Genomic DNA, 16963 nt, shown 5'->3' on the forward strand with positions numbered 1-16963 from the left:
AACCCTCTGGAGACACTTAAAATGTTAGTCCACCTTCTATACAAAATCATAGTTTTATTCACTATAAGATATAGGAAGCTTACCACTGGTATTTTACTATATTTGAAACATGAATACAGTAGACATCGTCCTGGCCTTACTTCTGCTTTATGGGCTCGTTAGAGGATTTTTTAGAGGGCTTTTGGCCGAGATCGCTTCCCTGGTGGGCATAGTAGCCGGAATTTACGGCGCTATTCATTTCTCATATATTTTAAGCGATTTCTTTTCTGAAAATATGAATTGGGATTCAGAATATGTAAACCTAATCGCATTTGCCATCACTTTTGTTCTTATTGTTTTTCTAATCTCGCTGGCAGGAAAGATTTTAACTAAAATGGCCGGTTTTGCCGCGCTGGGCATCGTAAATAAATTACTAGGCGCCGGTTTCGGATTATTAAAAATGGCTTTTATAGCCAGTGTAATAATTATGTTTTTTGCAGCTACCAATGAAGAGATAGAACTGGTTAGCAAAGAAAAACTTGAAGACTCTAAACTGTATGCTCCGGTTAGAGTTATTGCGCCAGCAGTGCTTCCTTCAATCTTAAGAGAAGCCAGGGAAAGAGACCTGCTGGATGATGAAAGTGAACTTTTTGAAAATAAAAAAGAGGAAGTCTAAAGTATAGACTTCCTCTTTGCAAAATTAGCTTTTGGCTTAAAGTTCTAAAGCGGAACGTCCAGGCCAAAATATCTTCTAAAGCTATCGGGATTGGTAACTTCTCCTCTACCGGAAACCAGTTTAATGGTAATATCCTTACGTTTTGCTTTTACAGCAAATTCATCCAGAATTTCTAAAACATCATAATCCAGCACTTTGGTCTTCCTAACATCAATCAATACGGTAGAACCATCGGGTATATCGTTCAATTCTCTTAAAATAGCACCTTTGTTCAGGAAAGAAAGCTCCTCTGCAAGGGTAATTTTATAGTTACCATCATTATTTTCATAACCTTCTTTATGCAAGAAGTGAGAGTTTTTATAGCTATTAATTAAAATAACACCTATACCAACTGCCAAACCAAGCCCTATTCCCATTAGAAGGTCTAAAAATACCACCCCAAGAATAGTAACTATAAAAGGAAGAAATTGTCCCTTCCCTAATTTAAACATTTGCTTAAATAAAGCCGGTTTAGCCAACTTATAGCCCACCAGTAGAAGAACTGCGGCAAGTACAGCCAAAGGAATCATATTCAATACGGTTGGAATAGCAATAATGGAGAAAAGAATAAGAAAACCGTGTAAAATGGCAGACATTTTTGTTCTACCTCCAGATTGAGCATTGGTAGAACTTCTTACAATTACCTGGGTAACCGGTAAACCACCAATAAGTCCGGAAATCATATTACCGGCTCCCTGTGCATATAGCTCACGGTTAGTGTTGGTTGTTCTTTTTAACGGGTCTATTTTATCTATAGCTTCAACACTTAATAAAGTTTCCAAACTGGCTACAATAGCAATGGTTACTGCAACAACCCATACTTCAGAATTTGCGATCTCAGCAAAGTTAGGCATAGAGAATTGCCCAAAGAAAGAGGCGGCACTATCTGGCACCGGTACGGTTACCAATTGAAAATCCTGGATCCCAAAAACTGGACCATCTACTACAATATAGTAAACTACCCCCATAGCAACGGCTACTAGAGGTCCCGGAACAATGCTAAATATTTTACTCTTTTTAGTAAGAACTTTTTCCCATAATAGTAAGATTGCCAGGGCAACAAGAGTGATTAATATACTACCGTAATGAAGGTTATCAGCAATTTTACTTAACGCAGAACCAATTCCGCCATCAATGGAAAAAATTTCCAGATCACTGGAAAAGCCTAAAACGTTTGGAATTTGTGAAATTGCAATGGTAATACCTATACCGGCGAGCATACCTTTAATTACCGAAGAAGGGAAATAATACCCAATAATCCCGGCTTTTAAAGCTCCCATTACTATTTGAAGAAGTCCTGCTATTACCACAGCAACCAAAAATATTTCATAGCTGCCAAGTGATTGAATGGCGCTTAAAACAATTACTGCAAGGCCTGCTGCGGGACCACTTACCCCAAGTTGAGAATTTGAAATACTACCTACCACGATACCTCCAACCATACCGGCAATTAAACCGGCAAACAATGGAGCTCCACTGGCAAGTGCAATTCCTAAACACAACGGAATAGCTACAAAAAATACTACAATACTTGCTGGGAAATCTTTATTAAGATGTTTAAACATATAAAACGCTTTATGAAGTTGAGATCAATTATTCAGGAATTAATATACCTGAAGTTGGTTTTAAACGAATTGTATTGATCTCAGTAATCTAATTTTTAAATAATCGAATAGAATTTTTGACACAAAAAGACTTTAATATCAAGGTGTGTTCTCTACAAAAAATTGCAGAAAGCTTATAAAAATTCAGTAAAAGTTAAATTAGATTATGCGCTTTTGGGCGGTGGGCAAATAACATCCAGGAACACTATTGGATAGCTTTCTGTATAAATGTCTTCGGTATGTGTATGTTCCTGTAGATACTGTATACTAATATAATTTGAATGATGTTCCTCCAGATTAAATTCCAGATTGATCTCATTTTTTGAAGAACTTTCTTCTTCATTTACATTAAATGCAAAAGAAACATCTACAGAATTATCAATATAGGCTACAATACTTGGAGTTGCGATAAACGCCATAAATACGAAGGTTAGTATGTAAGCCATTCTTTTCATAACGGCAAAAATACTAAGAAATGCTTCTAACTAAAAAGAAAACTCATACTTTAATGTAAAACTAGCATCAATATTCCTTATAGTCGCTTCAAATAATTATTTTCTATCCATCCCTGTGTCCCGTTAGGAAGCTCTATTTTCACCCATTCCTGGTAATCTTCAAGAACCCTGGTTTTAGTACCCGCGTGAAGACTAAATGCAGCCTCTCCCCGTGGTGATGGCTCATTTTTTACCGGAGCTTCTTCTGCAAAAATTATAGCAAATTGATTATTAAACTGAATTTCCTGTTGCTGAAATGCGAAAAACACTGAAATGCCACCTAAGAGAAAAACAAATATCGCTACTCCAAAAAAGATGCGCTTTTGCAAAGAATTTCGGCTGAAATAATAAAGTAAAAATAAAATCACAAAAGTTATTGACAGGGCGATAGCCAGGTAAGCCCAGGTATTATAGGAAAAAGTAGAAATTAAACTATTAAATTTCTTCTGAAAACCAGTTTCTTCGTTCACCGGAATATCATCAACAGTCGTACTTCGTGCAAATTCTATATTGTTTTGCACATCTTCATCTGTAGGATCTAACTGAAGCGCTTTTTCAAAATAATAAATACTGGAGGCTACATTATTTAGTTTATAATGTGCATTCCCAAGGTTATAATAAATCGCCACCGAAGTCTCCCCGTTCTCAAGAATCTTCTCATATTTGGTTATGGCAGTTTCAAAATCCTCGTTTGCATAGGCATTATTAGCCTCTTCAAAAAGCTCTGGGTTTTGAGCCTGCGCCAAAGTCGATAAAAATAGGAGTAATATAAATACCTGTTTTTTCATATTACAAATCTTTGTCAAGTTTGGAAATTACTTTCACTGCCTTCTCGTAATCTTCGTGCTGTGCAGTATTTGATGCCGGGGTGTAGCGTGCGAATTCACAACTTTTTAATACCTCGATAAATTCGGTTGAAGTTTCATCAGCAACATTTTTTTCTCTTAATATTTCTGAAATCCTTTCCTTACTCATTTCGGCAGTTTGGATATGCAGTTTGGCTTTCAAATAATTATGCATTGCCCTTTCCAGCGATTCATAAAAGCTTTGCTGGTTACCAAGGTTCTTCTTCGCTTCAGAAAGGTATTTTCTTGCCAGTCTATCGGCTTTCTTTCTCCTGTTTCCGGTAACATCAGCTGCTTTTGCATCTCTTCTTTTTCCGAATAGAATAAATAATGGAATTGCTGCAAAAGGTAAAAACAAAGAACCCCAAAAAGTCCAGGATCTAAAAAATGCCTGCTGATCTAAAGGTTTTAAATTGGTATTTGTTTTTATAAATCTGAATTGCTCTGAAGGAAGGTTAACAGATTGCCTGTTATTACCTGCAACAACATTTCCTCCAGTGGCCGGGCCTTCTTCCACTTCTATTACGATTTCTTGCGAAGAAAGGCTTTTATAAGTTTCGCTCTGGGGATCAAAATAAGAGAAATTAAGCGGTTTAATTGGATATTGGCCCTTACGGGTTGGCACAATAGTGTAATTGTCTATAATGCTTCCCTGTTTCCCATTAAGCGTTGTGGTAACGTTCTCTATTCGTTCAGGACTATACATTTCTAAAGAAGATGGCACTTCTAAAGCCGGTAACTCAAATAAATTTAAATTTCCGTTTCCTCTAATTTCCACTTTAGCCTCCAAAGATTCTGAAGCTTTCAGCTTCTCCTTGGTGGTACTCACATCCATACTAAATTTCCCAACCGCACCGGTAAATCCTGCGGGTTTCCCATCGGGCAATGGTTTTACATCTATGGTCCTCGTACCGGCAGCCACTGTTTTATTGATGGTTTTGTAAATTCTGCTTCCAAAAATATCTCTCCTGTCACTAGGCACATCTACTGAAACCGACAAGGTAAGCGGTTCAAGTTCCAGTTCTCCGGTTTTTTGCGGATAAAGCACCGCTTTTTTAAGCACTACATAGCGATAAGGCTCTCCCTGATATTCCCCATTTTCCGGTCTTAATTCTCTTATTTCGATATTCTGACTCCAGAAATCTGAAAATTTAGGACTGTCTACTTCCCTAAAATTACTCACGCTAATTCGCGGACTCACATATAATTTATATACTACCGTAATACCTTCATTTAAATAAGGGGAGGCATCAGAAACCTCTGCCACCAAATGAAGATTATCTGAAGCTATTAATTCTGAATCATCGCCATCGGTAGGTTTTTCTACTGCGGCAGTAACTTCCACATCTACCGGTGTAGTTTTATAGACCTTATCATCTACGGTTATTTCTGCCTGGGCAATGGTTTTTCTGCCTCGTGAATTTGGTTGTAGGTAATATGAATAGGTTTTGGAATACGTACGGTCGCCATTAATCCAACGGTTACTTACCGCCTGGTTAGGGCCGCCCACTACGGTAAATCCATCAAAAGAAGGTGGACGAAAATTATCACCATCCTGGTTCATTTCAAAATCTACCCTTAGACGTTCGTTCACCCCAAGCTTATTCTTGCTTACTTTGGCCTCGAACCTCACCTGGGCCTGCAAACTAAGGCCGGTAAAAAATAAAATGCTAAGTATTAAAAATTTCAACTTCATCTATAAAATTCCTTTCTTTAAGATAAGTATGATTTTGGAAAGAAATGTATCAAAAATTTTACCAATCTTTTTCAGATTTCACTTTGGCACCTTTTTGTTTCTCTGCATTTATTTTATCCTGTACTTTTCTCTCTTCGTTATTCATAGCTTCTAGCAAACTCTGTATTTGCTCTGGAGACAATTGTCCTTGCGTTGGTTGCGGCTGACCCTGTTGTGGTTGTTTTTCCTTTTCTTCCTGGTCACCCTGGCCATCTGGTTGCTCTTTCTCGTCCTGATCGCCTTCCTTTTCTTCCTGATCTTTCTCTTGCTGATCCTGATCTCCTTCATTATCCCCTTCACCACTTTGATCTTGTTGATCCTGGTTCTCTTTATTTTCCTGGTCCTGATTTTGATCCTGATTCTCCTGATCTTTGTTTTCCTGATCCTGGTTTTCATTATCGCCACCATCCTGATTCTCATCTTGCTGTTGTTCTTCCAGCATTTTCTTGGCTAGCGCCAGGTTGTAACGGGTTTCATCATCGGTAGGATTATTCCTTAAAGCATCTTTATAAGCATCTACGGCTTCCTGATACTTTTTTTGCTTCATATAGGCATTCCCAAGATTATGATTGGCCTGGTGCTTTGCCTCTTTTGTATCGGCAACCTCAGCAGCCTGCTTAAAACGTTGTGCGGCTTGCGGCGAGTTTTCTCGGGTGTAATACATATTACCCATATTATATCGCGCAGCACTACTTTCTGGATCTTTGGCAATCGCTTTTCTATAAGCGGCTTCTGCTTCGGGGAAATTATTATCTCCCATCGCTTCTTCAGCTTCTTGCATAAGTTGCAGTGCCTCTTTCTGGGCCTTTTCTCTTTCCTTATCATTTTGTTGCTGAGCACCAACTTGAAATGAAAATAACAAGCCGAAAATCACAAATAAACCAACTCGAAGAATGCCCATGAGGTCTTTAGAGAAAAAGGAATATTTACATTTCGAAGCGAGCCCCGAAGCATTTAAATCTCGATTATCGAGTAATATGTTTGCTGAAAAACCTCTCATGCTATCACTCCTCTGTTTTTCTTTTTTCGTTGAATAAATTAAGCCTTCTTATCCAGCCTGTTTTTCGTTCCAGCATAAATACGTCTAGCAACAGCAATAAAATTGCCAGACCAACAAACCACTGAAACTGCGATTTATAATCGGCAAATTGTTTGGCTTCAAATTCTGTTTTTTCAATGGTAAGTAACTCTTCCTGTACTTTCTCGGTTACCTCTGCGGTTACATTTCCATCAATATACTCGCCATTAGCTTCTTCAGCAATTTCCTGAAGCGTACTTGGGTCTAGTTTGGTAATAACCGTTTCTCCCTGGTTGTCTTTTTTATAATTCTGAATTACCCCATTTCTTTTAATAGGAATTGGCCCTCCTTTGGTTGTTCCTACTCCAATGGTATAAATTCTAATCCCAGCCTCGGCAGCCTGCCTGGCCATATCTTCAATATTCCCACCGTGATCTTCGCCATCACTAATAATAAACATCACCCGATTGGTTTGCTGGTTATCGTCAAAAAAGCCGGTTGCAAGGTCTATGGCATCTCCAATTGCCGTTCCTTGTGAGGAGATCACATCGGTATTTAAGCTTTCCAGGAACATTTCTGCTGAGCCGTAATCTGTGGTAATTGGTAACTGCGGAAAAGCACTGCCGGCATAGGCGATAATCCCTACACGGTCACTTCCTAAATTGCCAATAATTTGCCGAACCAATTGCTTCGATTTTTCCAAACGACTTGGCGCAATATCTTCGGCCTCCATACTTTTAGAAACATCTACAGCAAAAACAATATCTACCCCTTCACGTTTTACAGTTTCTAATTGTGATCCAATTTTAGGATTTACAAGGCCAACTACTAAAGCGGCCAGTGCAAATACGATTAATAGCACTTTTAAAAGTGGTTTAAATGAAGACCTGTTTGGTGATAAGTAACCTAGAAGTTCTGGCTTGGCAAATTTAGAACGAGCGCGCTTTTGCCATATCCTAAAAATAAGATACACAAGAAGTACCACTGGAATAAGCAGTAAAAGCCATAAGTATATTTTCTCTTCTAAGATCATTAAACTTCCTTTCAGATTTAAATAAAACCTTTAAATACAGTATATCTCAAAACCATTTCAAAAAGCAGCAAACCTAGCGCCAATAAAACATAAGGTCTAAATTTTTCGGTATAATTATAATATCTGAATTCTTCAATTTCAGATTTTTCGAGGCTGTCTATTTCTTCATAGATTTCCTCCAGTTTTTCGTTATTGGTAGCCCTAAAATATTTCCCGCCGGTATCTGCAGCAATTTGCTGTAATAGCGCTTCGTCAATTTCTACTTTTTGTACGCCATATTGAAATCTTCCGTTTGGCAAAATTCCTACGGGGGTTAATGCATTACCATTACTTCCCACCCCAATAGTATAGGTTTTAATCCCGAATTCCACTGCGAGTTCGCTGGCAATTTTAGGGTCTATAAACCCTGAATTATTCACCCCGTCGGTCAATAAAATAATTACCTTGCTTTTGGCATCGCTATCTTTTAACCTGTTAACAGAAGTTGCCAAACCTGAACCAATTGCCGTACCATTTTGTAGAACGTCGCTATACTCAATCTCTTCTATGGCTCTTAAGGCAATACTTTTATCGCTGGTAATTGGTGTTTTAGTAAAACTTTCCCCGGCAAATAGCACCAGGCCAATCCTGTCGTTAGGCCGATTTTCAATAAATTCTGCGCCAACTTCTTTTACAGATTCCAGCCGATTAGGTTCAAAATCACGAGCCAGCATACTTGCTGAAACATCTATAGCCATCACAATATCTATCCCTCGAATATTGCTGCTTTGGGTAGTAACATCTACCGTTCTTGGCCTGGCCATAGCAGTAATTAAAAGCGCCAAAGCCAGTAAGCGCAGTACAAAAAGCACGGGTTTTAATTTTGAAAGCAGCGATTGCTTTACTTTAAAACCTTTTACGCTAGACATTTTAAGCTCCGGAGTTTGCTGCTTACGTTTCCAGAAATACCAGGCCGTTGCCGGCAGAAGCAGCAATAACAGCCAGAAAAACTCCGGATTTTCGAATGTATAATTAGCAAACATTAATTAGCCTGATTTTTTAATTGAACCGAACTCTCTATACGTTGAGAAATCTCTTCGGCATATTCATCATCTTCATTAAATACTACCATAATTTGCTGAAAACCGCCGTTTGCACCAAAATTCAGAATTGCATATTCCTTTTTAATTGGCCCGCCGGTTACCGGATTTTCAAGATTAAAAGTTCCAAAAACCTTTATTCCTTCGGTATTATTTATAGTAGAAAAATCTTCCTGTTTCATAATGATATTTCGGGCGCCCTGGGCTTCCAAAGACTCATAAATACCATCCACAGCTTTTTGTAAATCAAAATCACCTTGCGGGTTTACCGGGCCGGTAATTAGTAAAGTATATAAATTCCCTTCCAGGGTTCCGGCATCAAAAGTCTCGCTACCCAACAACATTTCCTGGAGTTCGTCATCACGATCTACCGTTTTTCTTACCAGCACTTCGGGCGTAGTGATGGTCACTTGCGGCGTACCATATTCACTTCTAATCCAGTCGCCTTCCAGCAATTCTTTGGTTTCATTCCCTAAAACAGAATCCTGTACATAGTCAAAACCTTTAGTATTTACCAGTACCGTAATAACTATAATAGCCAGGACCACAATTCCGCCAAGTATGGCAATAATCTTATTTCTTCTTTTTTTCTTTAATTTTTCTTTTCGGTAATTTTCATCCTGCATCAATTCCTCCTCTGTCGGTTCGGGAACCACCTGCCTAATGTCTTTTATGAGATGCTCTACTTTGGTACGATCGCTTTTTGCGGTGATCACATCGGGCCTTGAATTGGCAAATTTGGCCAAATCGGCACGTTTTAATAACTGCTGAAGATTATCTATAGATTTATCCTTCAAACTTAATTCGCCCGCTTGTTTTCTTAATTCTAAATAAGCGATAAGTTCTGAAGTGGTGCTTTCCAGCGCCCGGTCATAAATCTTTCTATCAAGGTATTTTCTAACACTAAAAGTAAGCTGAGAATAATATTCTTTAATCTCTCTATTTGGCAGTAAGGATGAATTATCTAATTGCTTAAGTTCAAGCATAGCCTGCTCGTAAGGCGGCAGTTCCTTTTGCTCTTCTTTCTTTTTCTTCTTTTTTCTGAAGAAATAAAAGGCAATCGCAAGAACAACTAATGCAGCAAGCAGCCACCAAACCCAGTTTGGTACCTCAAAAGGCTTTGGCACATCTACAGCCGGTTTTATAGGATACATTTTCTGGCGAGTAGTATCTACTTTTACATCGGCCACTTCAACTCTAAAAGAATCAGTTAAATATTCCCTATTTTGTATTATAATTTTCTGCTGCGGAATAGTATAAGAACCGGAATCAAATTGGGTAAGCGAGTACTTCTTTAGAAGTTTAAACCGATCTTTAACCGTGGTGGTATCAGCTCCTAAAGACTCCACCATTTCCATAGGATCAAAAGTTTGTCCTTCCGGGAAAACCACCAAATTGGTAGAATCGGTCTCCACTTCAATGCTATAAATAATTTGCTCTCCAATTTTGATCGAAGTAGAATCTATTTCGGCATTTACTTTTGGTTGCTGGGCAAAAGACTGAAAAGATAACAATAGAAAAAGCAGCAAGCTTGCCACTTTAGAAATAGTAATTGTTGTTAAAGACCTATTTTTCATTCCTTTTAACCTCTTCTTTTAAAATAACCCAGTAATTTTTTTACGTAGCTTTCATCAACGCGATTATTGATAACGCCGGCTCCACTTAGGGTGAAACTTTCATTAAAATAAGCGGCACGACCACGATAATATTCAGCGTAATTTTTTCTAACCGATTTTGAACCGGTGTTTACAGTAACAAACTCCCCGGTTTCCTCATCCAACATTTGTACCAATCCTAAATTTGGAATTTCCTCCTCGGCGGGATCAAAAACTCTAATGCCGGTAACATCGTGTTTGTTGCCTGCAATTTTTAAAGTTTGCTGGTAGTCGTCGTCCATAAAGTCTGAAAGCATAAAGACGATCGCCTTTTTCTTCATCACGTTAGAGAGATATTTTATGGCTGCCGCGATATCGGTTTTTTTAGACTGCGGCTTAAATTCTATTAATTCCCTGATAATTCGCAGCACGTGATAGCGTCCTTTTTTAGGCGGAATATAAAGCTCTATTTTATCTGAAAAAAGCATCAGCCCAATCTTATCGTTGTTTTGGGTAGCCGAAAATGCCAAAGTTGCCGCAATTTCGGTAATCACATCTTTTTTTAGCTGATCTCTTGTTCCGAAGAATTCTGAACCCGAAACATCTACCATAAGCATCATGGTAAGTTCGCGTTCTTCTTCAAAAACCTTTACAAATGGTTCGCTGTAACGCGCGGTAACGTTCCAGTCTATATTTCTAACATCGTCTCCAAACTGGTATTGCCTAACTTCACTAAAAGTCATTCCGCGGCCTTTAAAAGTGGAATGATATTCCCCGCCAAAAACGTGATCGCTCAAACGCCGGGTTTTTATTTCAATCTTTCTTACTTTTTTTAAAAGCTCTTTAGTATCCATGAGGAAACGATTGTGTTTTTACACAAATTATTGGGAAATGCGAAAATTAGTGGAAAATTATAGCTTAAGGCACCTCTATCTCGTTCACTATCTTATGTACAATATCTTCTGAAGTCACATTTTCTGCCTCGGCTTCGTAGGTAATTCCAATTCTATGGCGAAGTACATCAAGAACCACTGCCCTAACATCTTCCGGAATTACATAACCGCGGCGTTTTATAAAAGCATAGCATTTTGAAGCCCGCGCAAGATTAATACTTCCCCTTGGTGAAGCACCAAAACTAATAAGTGGTTTTAGATCCTTTAAATTATATTTTTCAGGATTACGGGTTGCAAAAATAATATCCAGAATATATTTTTCGATTTTTTCATCCATATAAACTTCCCTGGCCACTTGCTGAGCACGTAAAATCTGCTCTATGCTTACCACAGGATTTACTTTTGGAAATTCTCCCTTTAAATTGGCGCGCATAATTAACTGCTCGTCGTTAATTTCGGGGTAATCTATAACTGTTTTTAGCATAAAACGGTCTACCTGAGCTTCGGGCAAAGGATAAGTTCCTTCCTGCTCTACCGGGTTTTGAGTAGCCATTACCAAAAACGGCTTATCTAAAATAAAAGTTTCTTCGCCAATGGTTACCTGCTTTTCCTGCATAGCTTCCAGCAAAGCCGACTGCACTTTTGCCGGGGCACGGTTAATCTCATCTGCAAGTACAAAATTCGCGAAAATGGGACCTTTTTTAATGCTGAAATCATTCAGCTTCATATTATAAATCAAGGTTCCAACAACGTCTGCCGGTAAAAGATCTGGCGTAAACTGGATCCTGCTAAAACTACCGTGAACGGCCTGGGAAAGTGTATTAATAGCCAGGGTTTTTGCCAAACCGGGAACACCCTCTAGCAAAATGTGACCCTGCCCTAACAAACCAATAAGCAAACGCTCCATCATATGCTTTTGTCCAACTATTACCTTATTCACTTCGGTGTTTAGTAAATCTACAAAAGCACTTTCCCTCTCAATTTTCTCGTTTAAACTTGCAATGTCTACAGAGGCGTTGTTATCTATCATTTTATAAGTATTAAAGACCTTAAATTCGTGGCCGCAAATTGGAAAATTATTAGCGTATTGGCTGTTAATGTATGGTTAAAAAACAAAAAAGCGGCCTTTTAAAGCCGCTCTTTTTTTATAAGGGAATTATTTTAATTATTCCAAATAAATTGTTTCAATATCTACATCAGCATCTTCTTCCACCTCAATATTATCTTTATTTATTACATCTAGGCCGGCTGCAGCCTCTGGAGTAACAGTTACCTGGTAAGTCCCTGCCGGAACCCCATGCAAAACAAAATTTCCAGATTCATCGGTATACGCAGAAATGGTATGACTCGCATTTTGTGCTTTTACCAAGCTTTGGAAATCTGTTGGATGCACTTTTCCCATAATAGAACCTGTATTGGCCATAGCCGACACTCTAATAACCGGTTTTAAAATATAGCCTGCATTACCGGTAATTACCACAGATTCGTCTACATCAAAATCCAAAAGGTACTCATAATGCTCTCCTGCCTCAAGTTCCTGTTTTACATTTAGTTTTAAGCCAGATTGTTGCGCACTTGGAGTAGCAAGGGCAATTTCCTCACCCGCAATGTCAACTACATTATCAGGGCCTATCACCAATCTTATTTGATCAAGATAACCTGCAGGAATTTCTGCATCTACCAATAATTGAGAAACTCCTCCGGTTAATTGTAAAAGATCATAACGGCCGGTTTCAACATTATCAAGGCTTTCCCACTCAGCCTCTTCCTGTCCAACGGCGGCTTCGGTTTTAATCATCACATCCTGTACATCTACCCAAACGTGATCAAAATCACCGGGAGCATCTGTCATTCTCACGGTTAATTGGGCGTTACCCTCTGCAACGTTATTCTCATCGTCATCACTACAACTTGTAAATCCAAAAGCGATTACTGTAGCAAGCAGTAAGCTTTTTAACTTTAGGTGCTTCATCGTTCTTTTCATAAATAGGTTTATTAATTATTTAGACAGGAAAACGCAGCATAGCCGATTAAATTTTATGAAAGACCCCAGATTAATTAAATTTAACAAGACTTTAAATTGCATATGTAAGCCTAAGCTACTTACTTGTAGATACTTTAGTACTTAGAAAAATAATTTATGAAAACTGCATTAATTACAGGAGCAACCAGTGGAATAGGAAAAGCTACGGCGAGTGCGTTCGCACGAGAAGGGATTAATCTTATTCTCTGCGGAAGAAGAGAAGAGCGATTAGCTGAATTAAAAAAAGAATTATCAAAAAGAGTCGCGGTGCATACGCTTAGTTTTGATGTTCGTGATAAGGAAGTGGTTTTTCAAAAGATCAATAGCCTTCCTGAAAAATTTCAAAAAATAGATATTCTTATCAATAATGCCGGAAATGCGCACGGTTTAAATCCAATCCAGGATGGGAATATAGACGACTGGGATGCGATGCTGGATATTAACGTAAAAGGCCTGCTATATGTTAGCAAAGCGATTTTTCCGAAAATGATAAGCCAGGGAACCGGGCATATTATTAATATTGGTTCTACCGCCGGGAAAGAAGTTTATCCCAACGGCAATGTTTATTGTGCCAGCAAATATGCCGTAGATGCCTTAAACCAGGCCATGCGAATAGATTTCAACAAGCAAGGAATTCGAGTTGGTGCCGTGAACCCCGGCCTTACGCAAACCGAATTCAGCGAAGTAAGATTTAAAGGAGACACAGAAAAAGCTAAAAGTGTTTACGAAGGTTTTCAAGCTTTACGCCCGGAAGATATCGCAGATATTATCAGGTTTGTAGTCACCAGGCCATATCACGTAAATATCGCAGATTTAGTGGTGATGCCAACAGCGCAGGCGAATAGCACTACGGTGAATAAAGAATGATATGATTAACAAACGGCTTTTAATTAAAAACCTGCTCGCTCATAACGATGAGAACAGCTTTTACGACAAAAAGCTAAAGCTCAATATTGGCGAAAGAGAAGGGAAAGCCAAGTTTTTAAAGCACGTTTGTGCACTTTCTAATTCCAATCCCGAAAACAATTCCTATATCGTAATTGGGGTCCAGGATGAAGATAACAGCATTGTGGGCACCGATTTTTTTGATGACAGTAAAATTCAAAACCTCGTGAATGCTTATTTGAGCAATCCGCCATTAATTTCTTATGAAAATATCCCTTTTCCACATTTACCGGGAAACCTGGTGGTGGGTTTAGTGAGTATCAGACCTAATCACGGGAAAATTTGCTCGCTTAAAAAGAACATTTGGAAGTATTACGGAGGTTCGGTTTTTCTTAGGGATGGCAGCATTAGCATGCCTAAGGTTTTTGGTGTGGAGATCACCGATGTGAATTCAGAAATAGTGAATTCTATAGAAAAACACTCGCATAACAATATTGAATTGACGCTGGATGGTGTATTCGATTTTCTTCAGAAAAGAAAAGATTACAACGCCACTTATAAGGTTTTTAAAGAATATTTTGTGGTTTGCTGGGCCGGGAAAAAGATTCAGGCAAAACACGAAACTTTTTATTCCCGGGTAGATATAGAGCTCATCAACGAACAGGTGAAATTGTTCTATTCAGATTTAGACCAGGTGAGCATTAGCCTGACCGATGAAGAGTTCAAAATTCTGGAATACGTTCAATTGGGATTACATGATAAATACCAGTTTTACCCTTTGGAGGAGGTCACCATCAGTTTTAAAGATAGCGTGAGTTACGATATTGAAAGTAAGTTGTTATTTGAGCCACCGGAATTCGACAAAAAAACGCTGTATCATATTTACAACACAAACAGTAAACTGGTAGAAAGGTTAAAAAAGAGGCTTCCGTTAAATAAACAACAAAAAAAAGACCTAAAAAATTTGCCTTCAACTTATTTACTTTGCTATTTAAATAACTTTGAACAGGCAATAGACAAACTGGAAGAAGCAAAACCGTATTTAAAAGACTACAGCCAGGAAGTTTATAATTATTATAAAGAAAGTATGCGAATTTTAAGAAAAGTAAAATACAATTAATATGAGCCGAAGCATTGCTATTGGAGACATTCACGGCGGATTAAAAGCTTTAATACAGCTCCTTGAAAAAATAGAGGTAACTCCAGAAGATGAACTTATTTTCCTGGGAGATTATGTAGATGGTTGGAGCGACTCAGCCAATGTGGTTACATACCTAATAGATCTAGCAAAACAAAATACTTGTATTTTTCTAAGAGGAAATCACGACGATCTCACCCATCGTTGGCTGGCAACCGGGGAGCTTAATGAAAAATGGTTGGAACATGGCGGGCAATCCAGTATTGACGCCTATAGAAATTTTTCTTCGGAAGAAATAGAAGCGCATATCGAGTTTTATAACCAGATGCTAAATTACTACGTAGATAAAAAGAACAGGCTTTTTGTACACGCCGGGTTTACAAGTCAACACGGCCCGGAACAGGAGTATCATGAAACCGGCTTTTATTGGGATAGAACTTTATGGGAAATGGCGCTTTCATTAGATAAGAATATTGAACCAGGCGACACAAACTACCCGAAACGCCTTCAAATTTTTGATGAAATTTTTATTGGGCATACGCCGGTAACCCGAATTAATGAAGAAGCTCCCGTAAAACGTGCAAACATTTGGAATGTAGACACCGGCGCTGCTTTTAAGGGAAAATTATCGGCTTTAGAGGTAAACACAAAGGAAATTTGGCAAAGTGATCCTGTATTTAAATTGTATCCAGAAGAAGAAGGTAGAAATTAAGACGATTTTACCACAAAACGCATTTTCTCTTTATATCTTTGTAATTCAGGGATTTTGCCTTTTATTTAGGCACTAAATTCCCAAATAGAATATTTTTAGCACAATTCTTTCTTAAGAGTTGATTAATATCGGCAGATTTTTTAGATTTCTGCTCCAAAAAAAACTAGAATGGCCCTCGACAATATTAGATTAGAAGTGATGAATACCGTTGAAAAACAGGTAGACGGTTTCATTAAAGAATACCTTATTCCCGTAGAAGATATTTGGCAACCCACCGACCTTCTTCCTAATTTACAGGGAGAAAATTATATGGATGAAATCAACCAAATTAGGGAAGAAGCCAAAGAGCTTGAATACGATTTTTGGGTAGTTTTAGTTGCAGATATGGTTACTGAGGAAGCTCTGCCAACTTACGAATCCTGGTTAATGGATATGGAAGGTGTGGAGCAACACGGTAAAAGTCGCGGCGAGGAAAACGCCTGGTCTAAATGGGTTCGCCACTGGACGGGAGAAGAAAACCGCCATGGAGATACCCTTAACAAATATCTTTATTTATCTGGTAGAGTAAATATGCGCGAGATTGAAAAAACAACGCAATATTTAATCAACGATGGTTTTGATATTGGTACCGGTCGTGATCCTTACAAAAACTTTGTATATACCAGTTTTCAGGAATTAGCGACTAATATTTCACACAAACGTGTAGGGCAATTAGCTAAGAAAAAAGGAAACAAAATGCTTGGGAAGATGTGTAACATCATTGCCGGCGACGAGATGAGGCATTATATGGCTTATCGTGAATTCGTGAAAACTATTTTTGAACACGATCCCAGCGAAATGATGCTGGCTTTTCACGATATGATGAAGAAAAAAATTGTAATGCCTGCTCAGTTCTTACGTGAAAGCGGACAGGGAATTGCTGAAGCTTTTGAAAATTTCTCAAATGCAGCACAGCGACTTGGCGTTTACACCACCTACGATTATATAGAAATCCTGGAGAAACTTAATGGCTACTGGGAAATAGACAAAATGCGCTCTTTAACAGATGAGGCCGAAAAAGCAAGGGATTATTTAATGAAATTACCAGACAGAATGCGAAGAATAGCAGGAAGAATGGCTATCCCGGAAGATCAACACACCTTTAAATGGGTTGAGGCTAACGGAAGACTATAATTACCTATAATATTATAAAACAAAACCCGCTTTAATTGAAGC

16 protein-coding genes are annotated in these 16963 nt (G+C 38.4%); 5 read left to right on the plus strand and 11 right to left on the minus strand.

The window, feature by feature from the left end:
• Positions 1-109 precede the first annotated feature (109 nt).
• A complete protein-coding gene (locus APB85_RS04820; protein WP_057481009.1) occupies positions 110-655 on the plus strand; it encodes a CvpA family protein in 546 nt (181 codons plus the stop codon).
• 44 nt (positions 656-699) lie between these two features.
• Here the strand turns inward: APB85_RS04820 and APB85_RS04825 are convergent, their stop codons facing one another.
• The 11 genes from APB85_RS04825 to APB85_RS04875 form a co-directional block, all read right to left on the minus strand.
• On the minus strand, positions 700-2259 hold the full coding sequence (locus APB85_RS04825) for a SulP family inorganic anion transporter (RefSeq protein ID WP_057481008.1): 1560 nt from the start codon (positions 2257-2259) through the stop codon (positions 700-702).
• Between the two features lie 203 nt (positions 2260-2462).
• A complete protein-coding gene (locus tag APB85_RS04830; protein ID WP_146035371.1) occupies positions 2463-2744 on the minus strand; it encodes a hypothetical protein in 282 nt (93 codons plus the stop codon).
• 86 nt (positions 2745-2830) lie between these two features.
• Entirely contained in the window at positions 2831-3580 is a 750-nt protein-coding gene (locus APB85_RS04835) for an SH3 domain-containing protein (protein WP_057481006.1), read from the minus strand.
• Between the two features lies 1 nt (position 3581).
• The gene (locus tag APB85_RS04840) at positions 3582-5333 is read right to left on the minus strand and encodes a BatD family protein (RefSeq protein ID WP_057481005.1); all 1752 of its coding nucleotides are present in this window, start codon (positions 5331-5333) and stop codon (positions 3582-3584) included.
• 58 nt (positions 5334-5391) lie between these two features.
• The gene (locus APB85_RS04845; protein ID WP_229792225.1) at positions 5392-6372 is read right to left on the minus strand and encodes a tetratricopeptide repeat protein; all 981 of its coding nucleotides are present in this window, start codon (positions 6370-6372) and stop codon (positions 5392-5394) included.
• 4 nt (positions 6373-6376) lie between these two features.
• Positions 6377-7423 (minus strand): VWA domain-containing protein, encoded by a 1047-nt coding sequence (locus tag APB85_RS04850; protein WP_057481004.1) that lies wholly within the window; start codon positions 7421-7423, stop codon positions 6377-6379.
• A gap of 17 nt (positions 7424-7440) precedes the next feature.
• The gene (locus APB85_RS04855; protein ID WP_057481003.1) at positions 7441-8445 is read right to left on the minus strand and encodes a vWA domain-containing protein; all 1005 of its coding nucleotides are present in this window, start codon (positions 8443-8445) and stop codon (positions 7441-7443) included.
• Entirely contained in the window at positions 8445-10079 is a 1635-nt protein-coding gene (locus tag APB85_RS04860) for an LPXTG cell wall anchor domain-containing protein (RefSeq protein WP_057481002.1), read from the minus strand. The genes APB85_RS04855 and APB85_RS04860 overlap by 1 nt, the downstream gene beginning before the upstream one ends.
• 5 nt (positions 10080-10084) lie before the next feature.
• On the minus strand, positions 10085-10951 hold the full coding sequence (locus tag APB85_RS04865) for a DUF58 domain-containing protein (protein ID WP_057481001.1): 867 nt from the start codon (positions 10949-10951) through the stop codon (positions 10085-10087).
• A 64-nt stretch (positions 10952-11015) separates the two neighbouring features.
• Positions 11016-12020: an AAA family ATPase gene (locus APB85_RS04870; RefSeq protein ID WP_057481000.1), complete on the minus strand. Its 1005-nt coding sequence runs from the start codon at positions 12018-12020 to the stop codon at positions 11016-11018.
• Between the two features lie 135 nt (positions 12021-12155).
• The gene (locus tag APB85_RS04875) at positions 12156-12974 is read right to left on the minus strand and encodes a DUF4382 domain-containing protein (protein WP_057480999.1); all 819 of its coding nucleotides are present in this window, start codon (positions 12972-12974) and stop codon (positions 12156-12158) included.
• A 156-nt stretch (positions 12975-13130) separates the two neighbouring features.
• Between APB85_RS04875 and APB85_RS04880 the strand changes: the two genes are divergently transcribed.
• From APB85_RS04880 to APB85_RS04895, 4 genes are all read left to right on the plus strand, one after another.
• A complete protein-coding gene (locus APB85_RS04880; RefSeq protein ID WP_057480998.1) occupies positions 13131-13880 on the plus strand; it encodes an SDR family NAD(P)-dependent oxidoreductase in 750 nt (249 codons plus the stop codon).
• A 1-nt stretch (position 13881) separates the two neighbouring features.
• Positions 13882-15018 (plus strand): ATP-binding protein, encoded by a 1137-nt coding sequence (locus APB85_RS04885; protein ID WP_057480997.1) that lies wholly within the window; start codon positions 13882-13884, stop codon positions 15016-15018.
• A gap of 1 nt (position 15019) precedes the next feature.
• Entirely contained in the window at positions 15020-15748 is a 729-nt protein-coding gene (locus APB85_RS04890) for a metallophosphoesterase family protein (protein ID WP_057480996.1), read from the plus strand.
• A 168-nt stretch (positions 15749-15916) separates the two neighbouring features.
• Positions 15917-16921: an acyl-ACP desaturase gene (locus APB85_RS04895; RefSeq protein ID WP_057480995.1), complete on the plus strand. Its 1005-nt coding sequence runs from the start codon at positions 15917-15919 to the stop codon at positions 16919-16921.
• The last annotated feature ends 42 nt before the right edge of the window (positions 16922-16963 follow it).

Origin of the sequence: Salegentibacter mishustinae (assembly GCF_002900095.1) — a bacterium.
Classification (GTDB): Bacteria; Bacteroidota; Bacteroidia; order Flavobacteriales; family Flavobacteriaceae; genus Salegentibacter; species Salegentibacter mishustinae.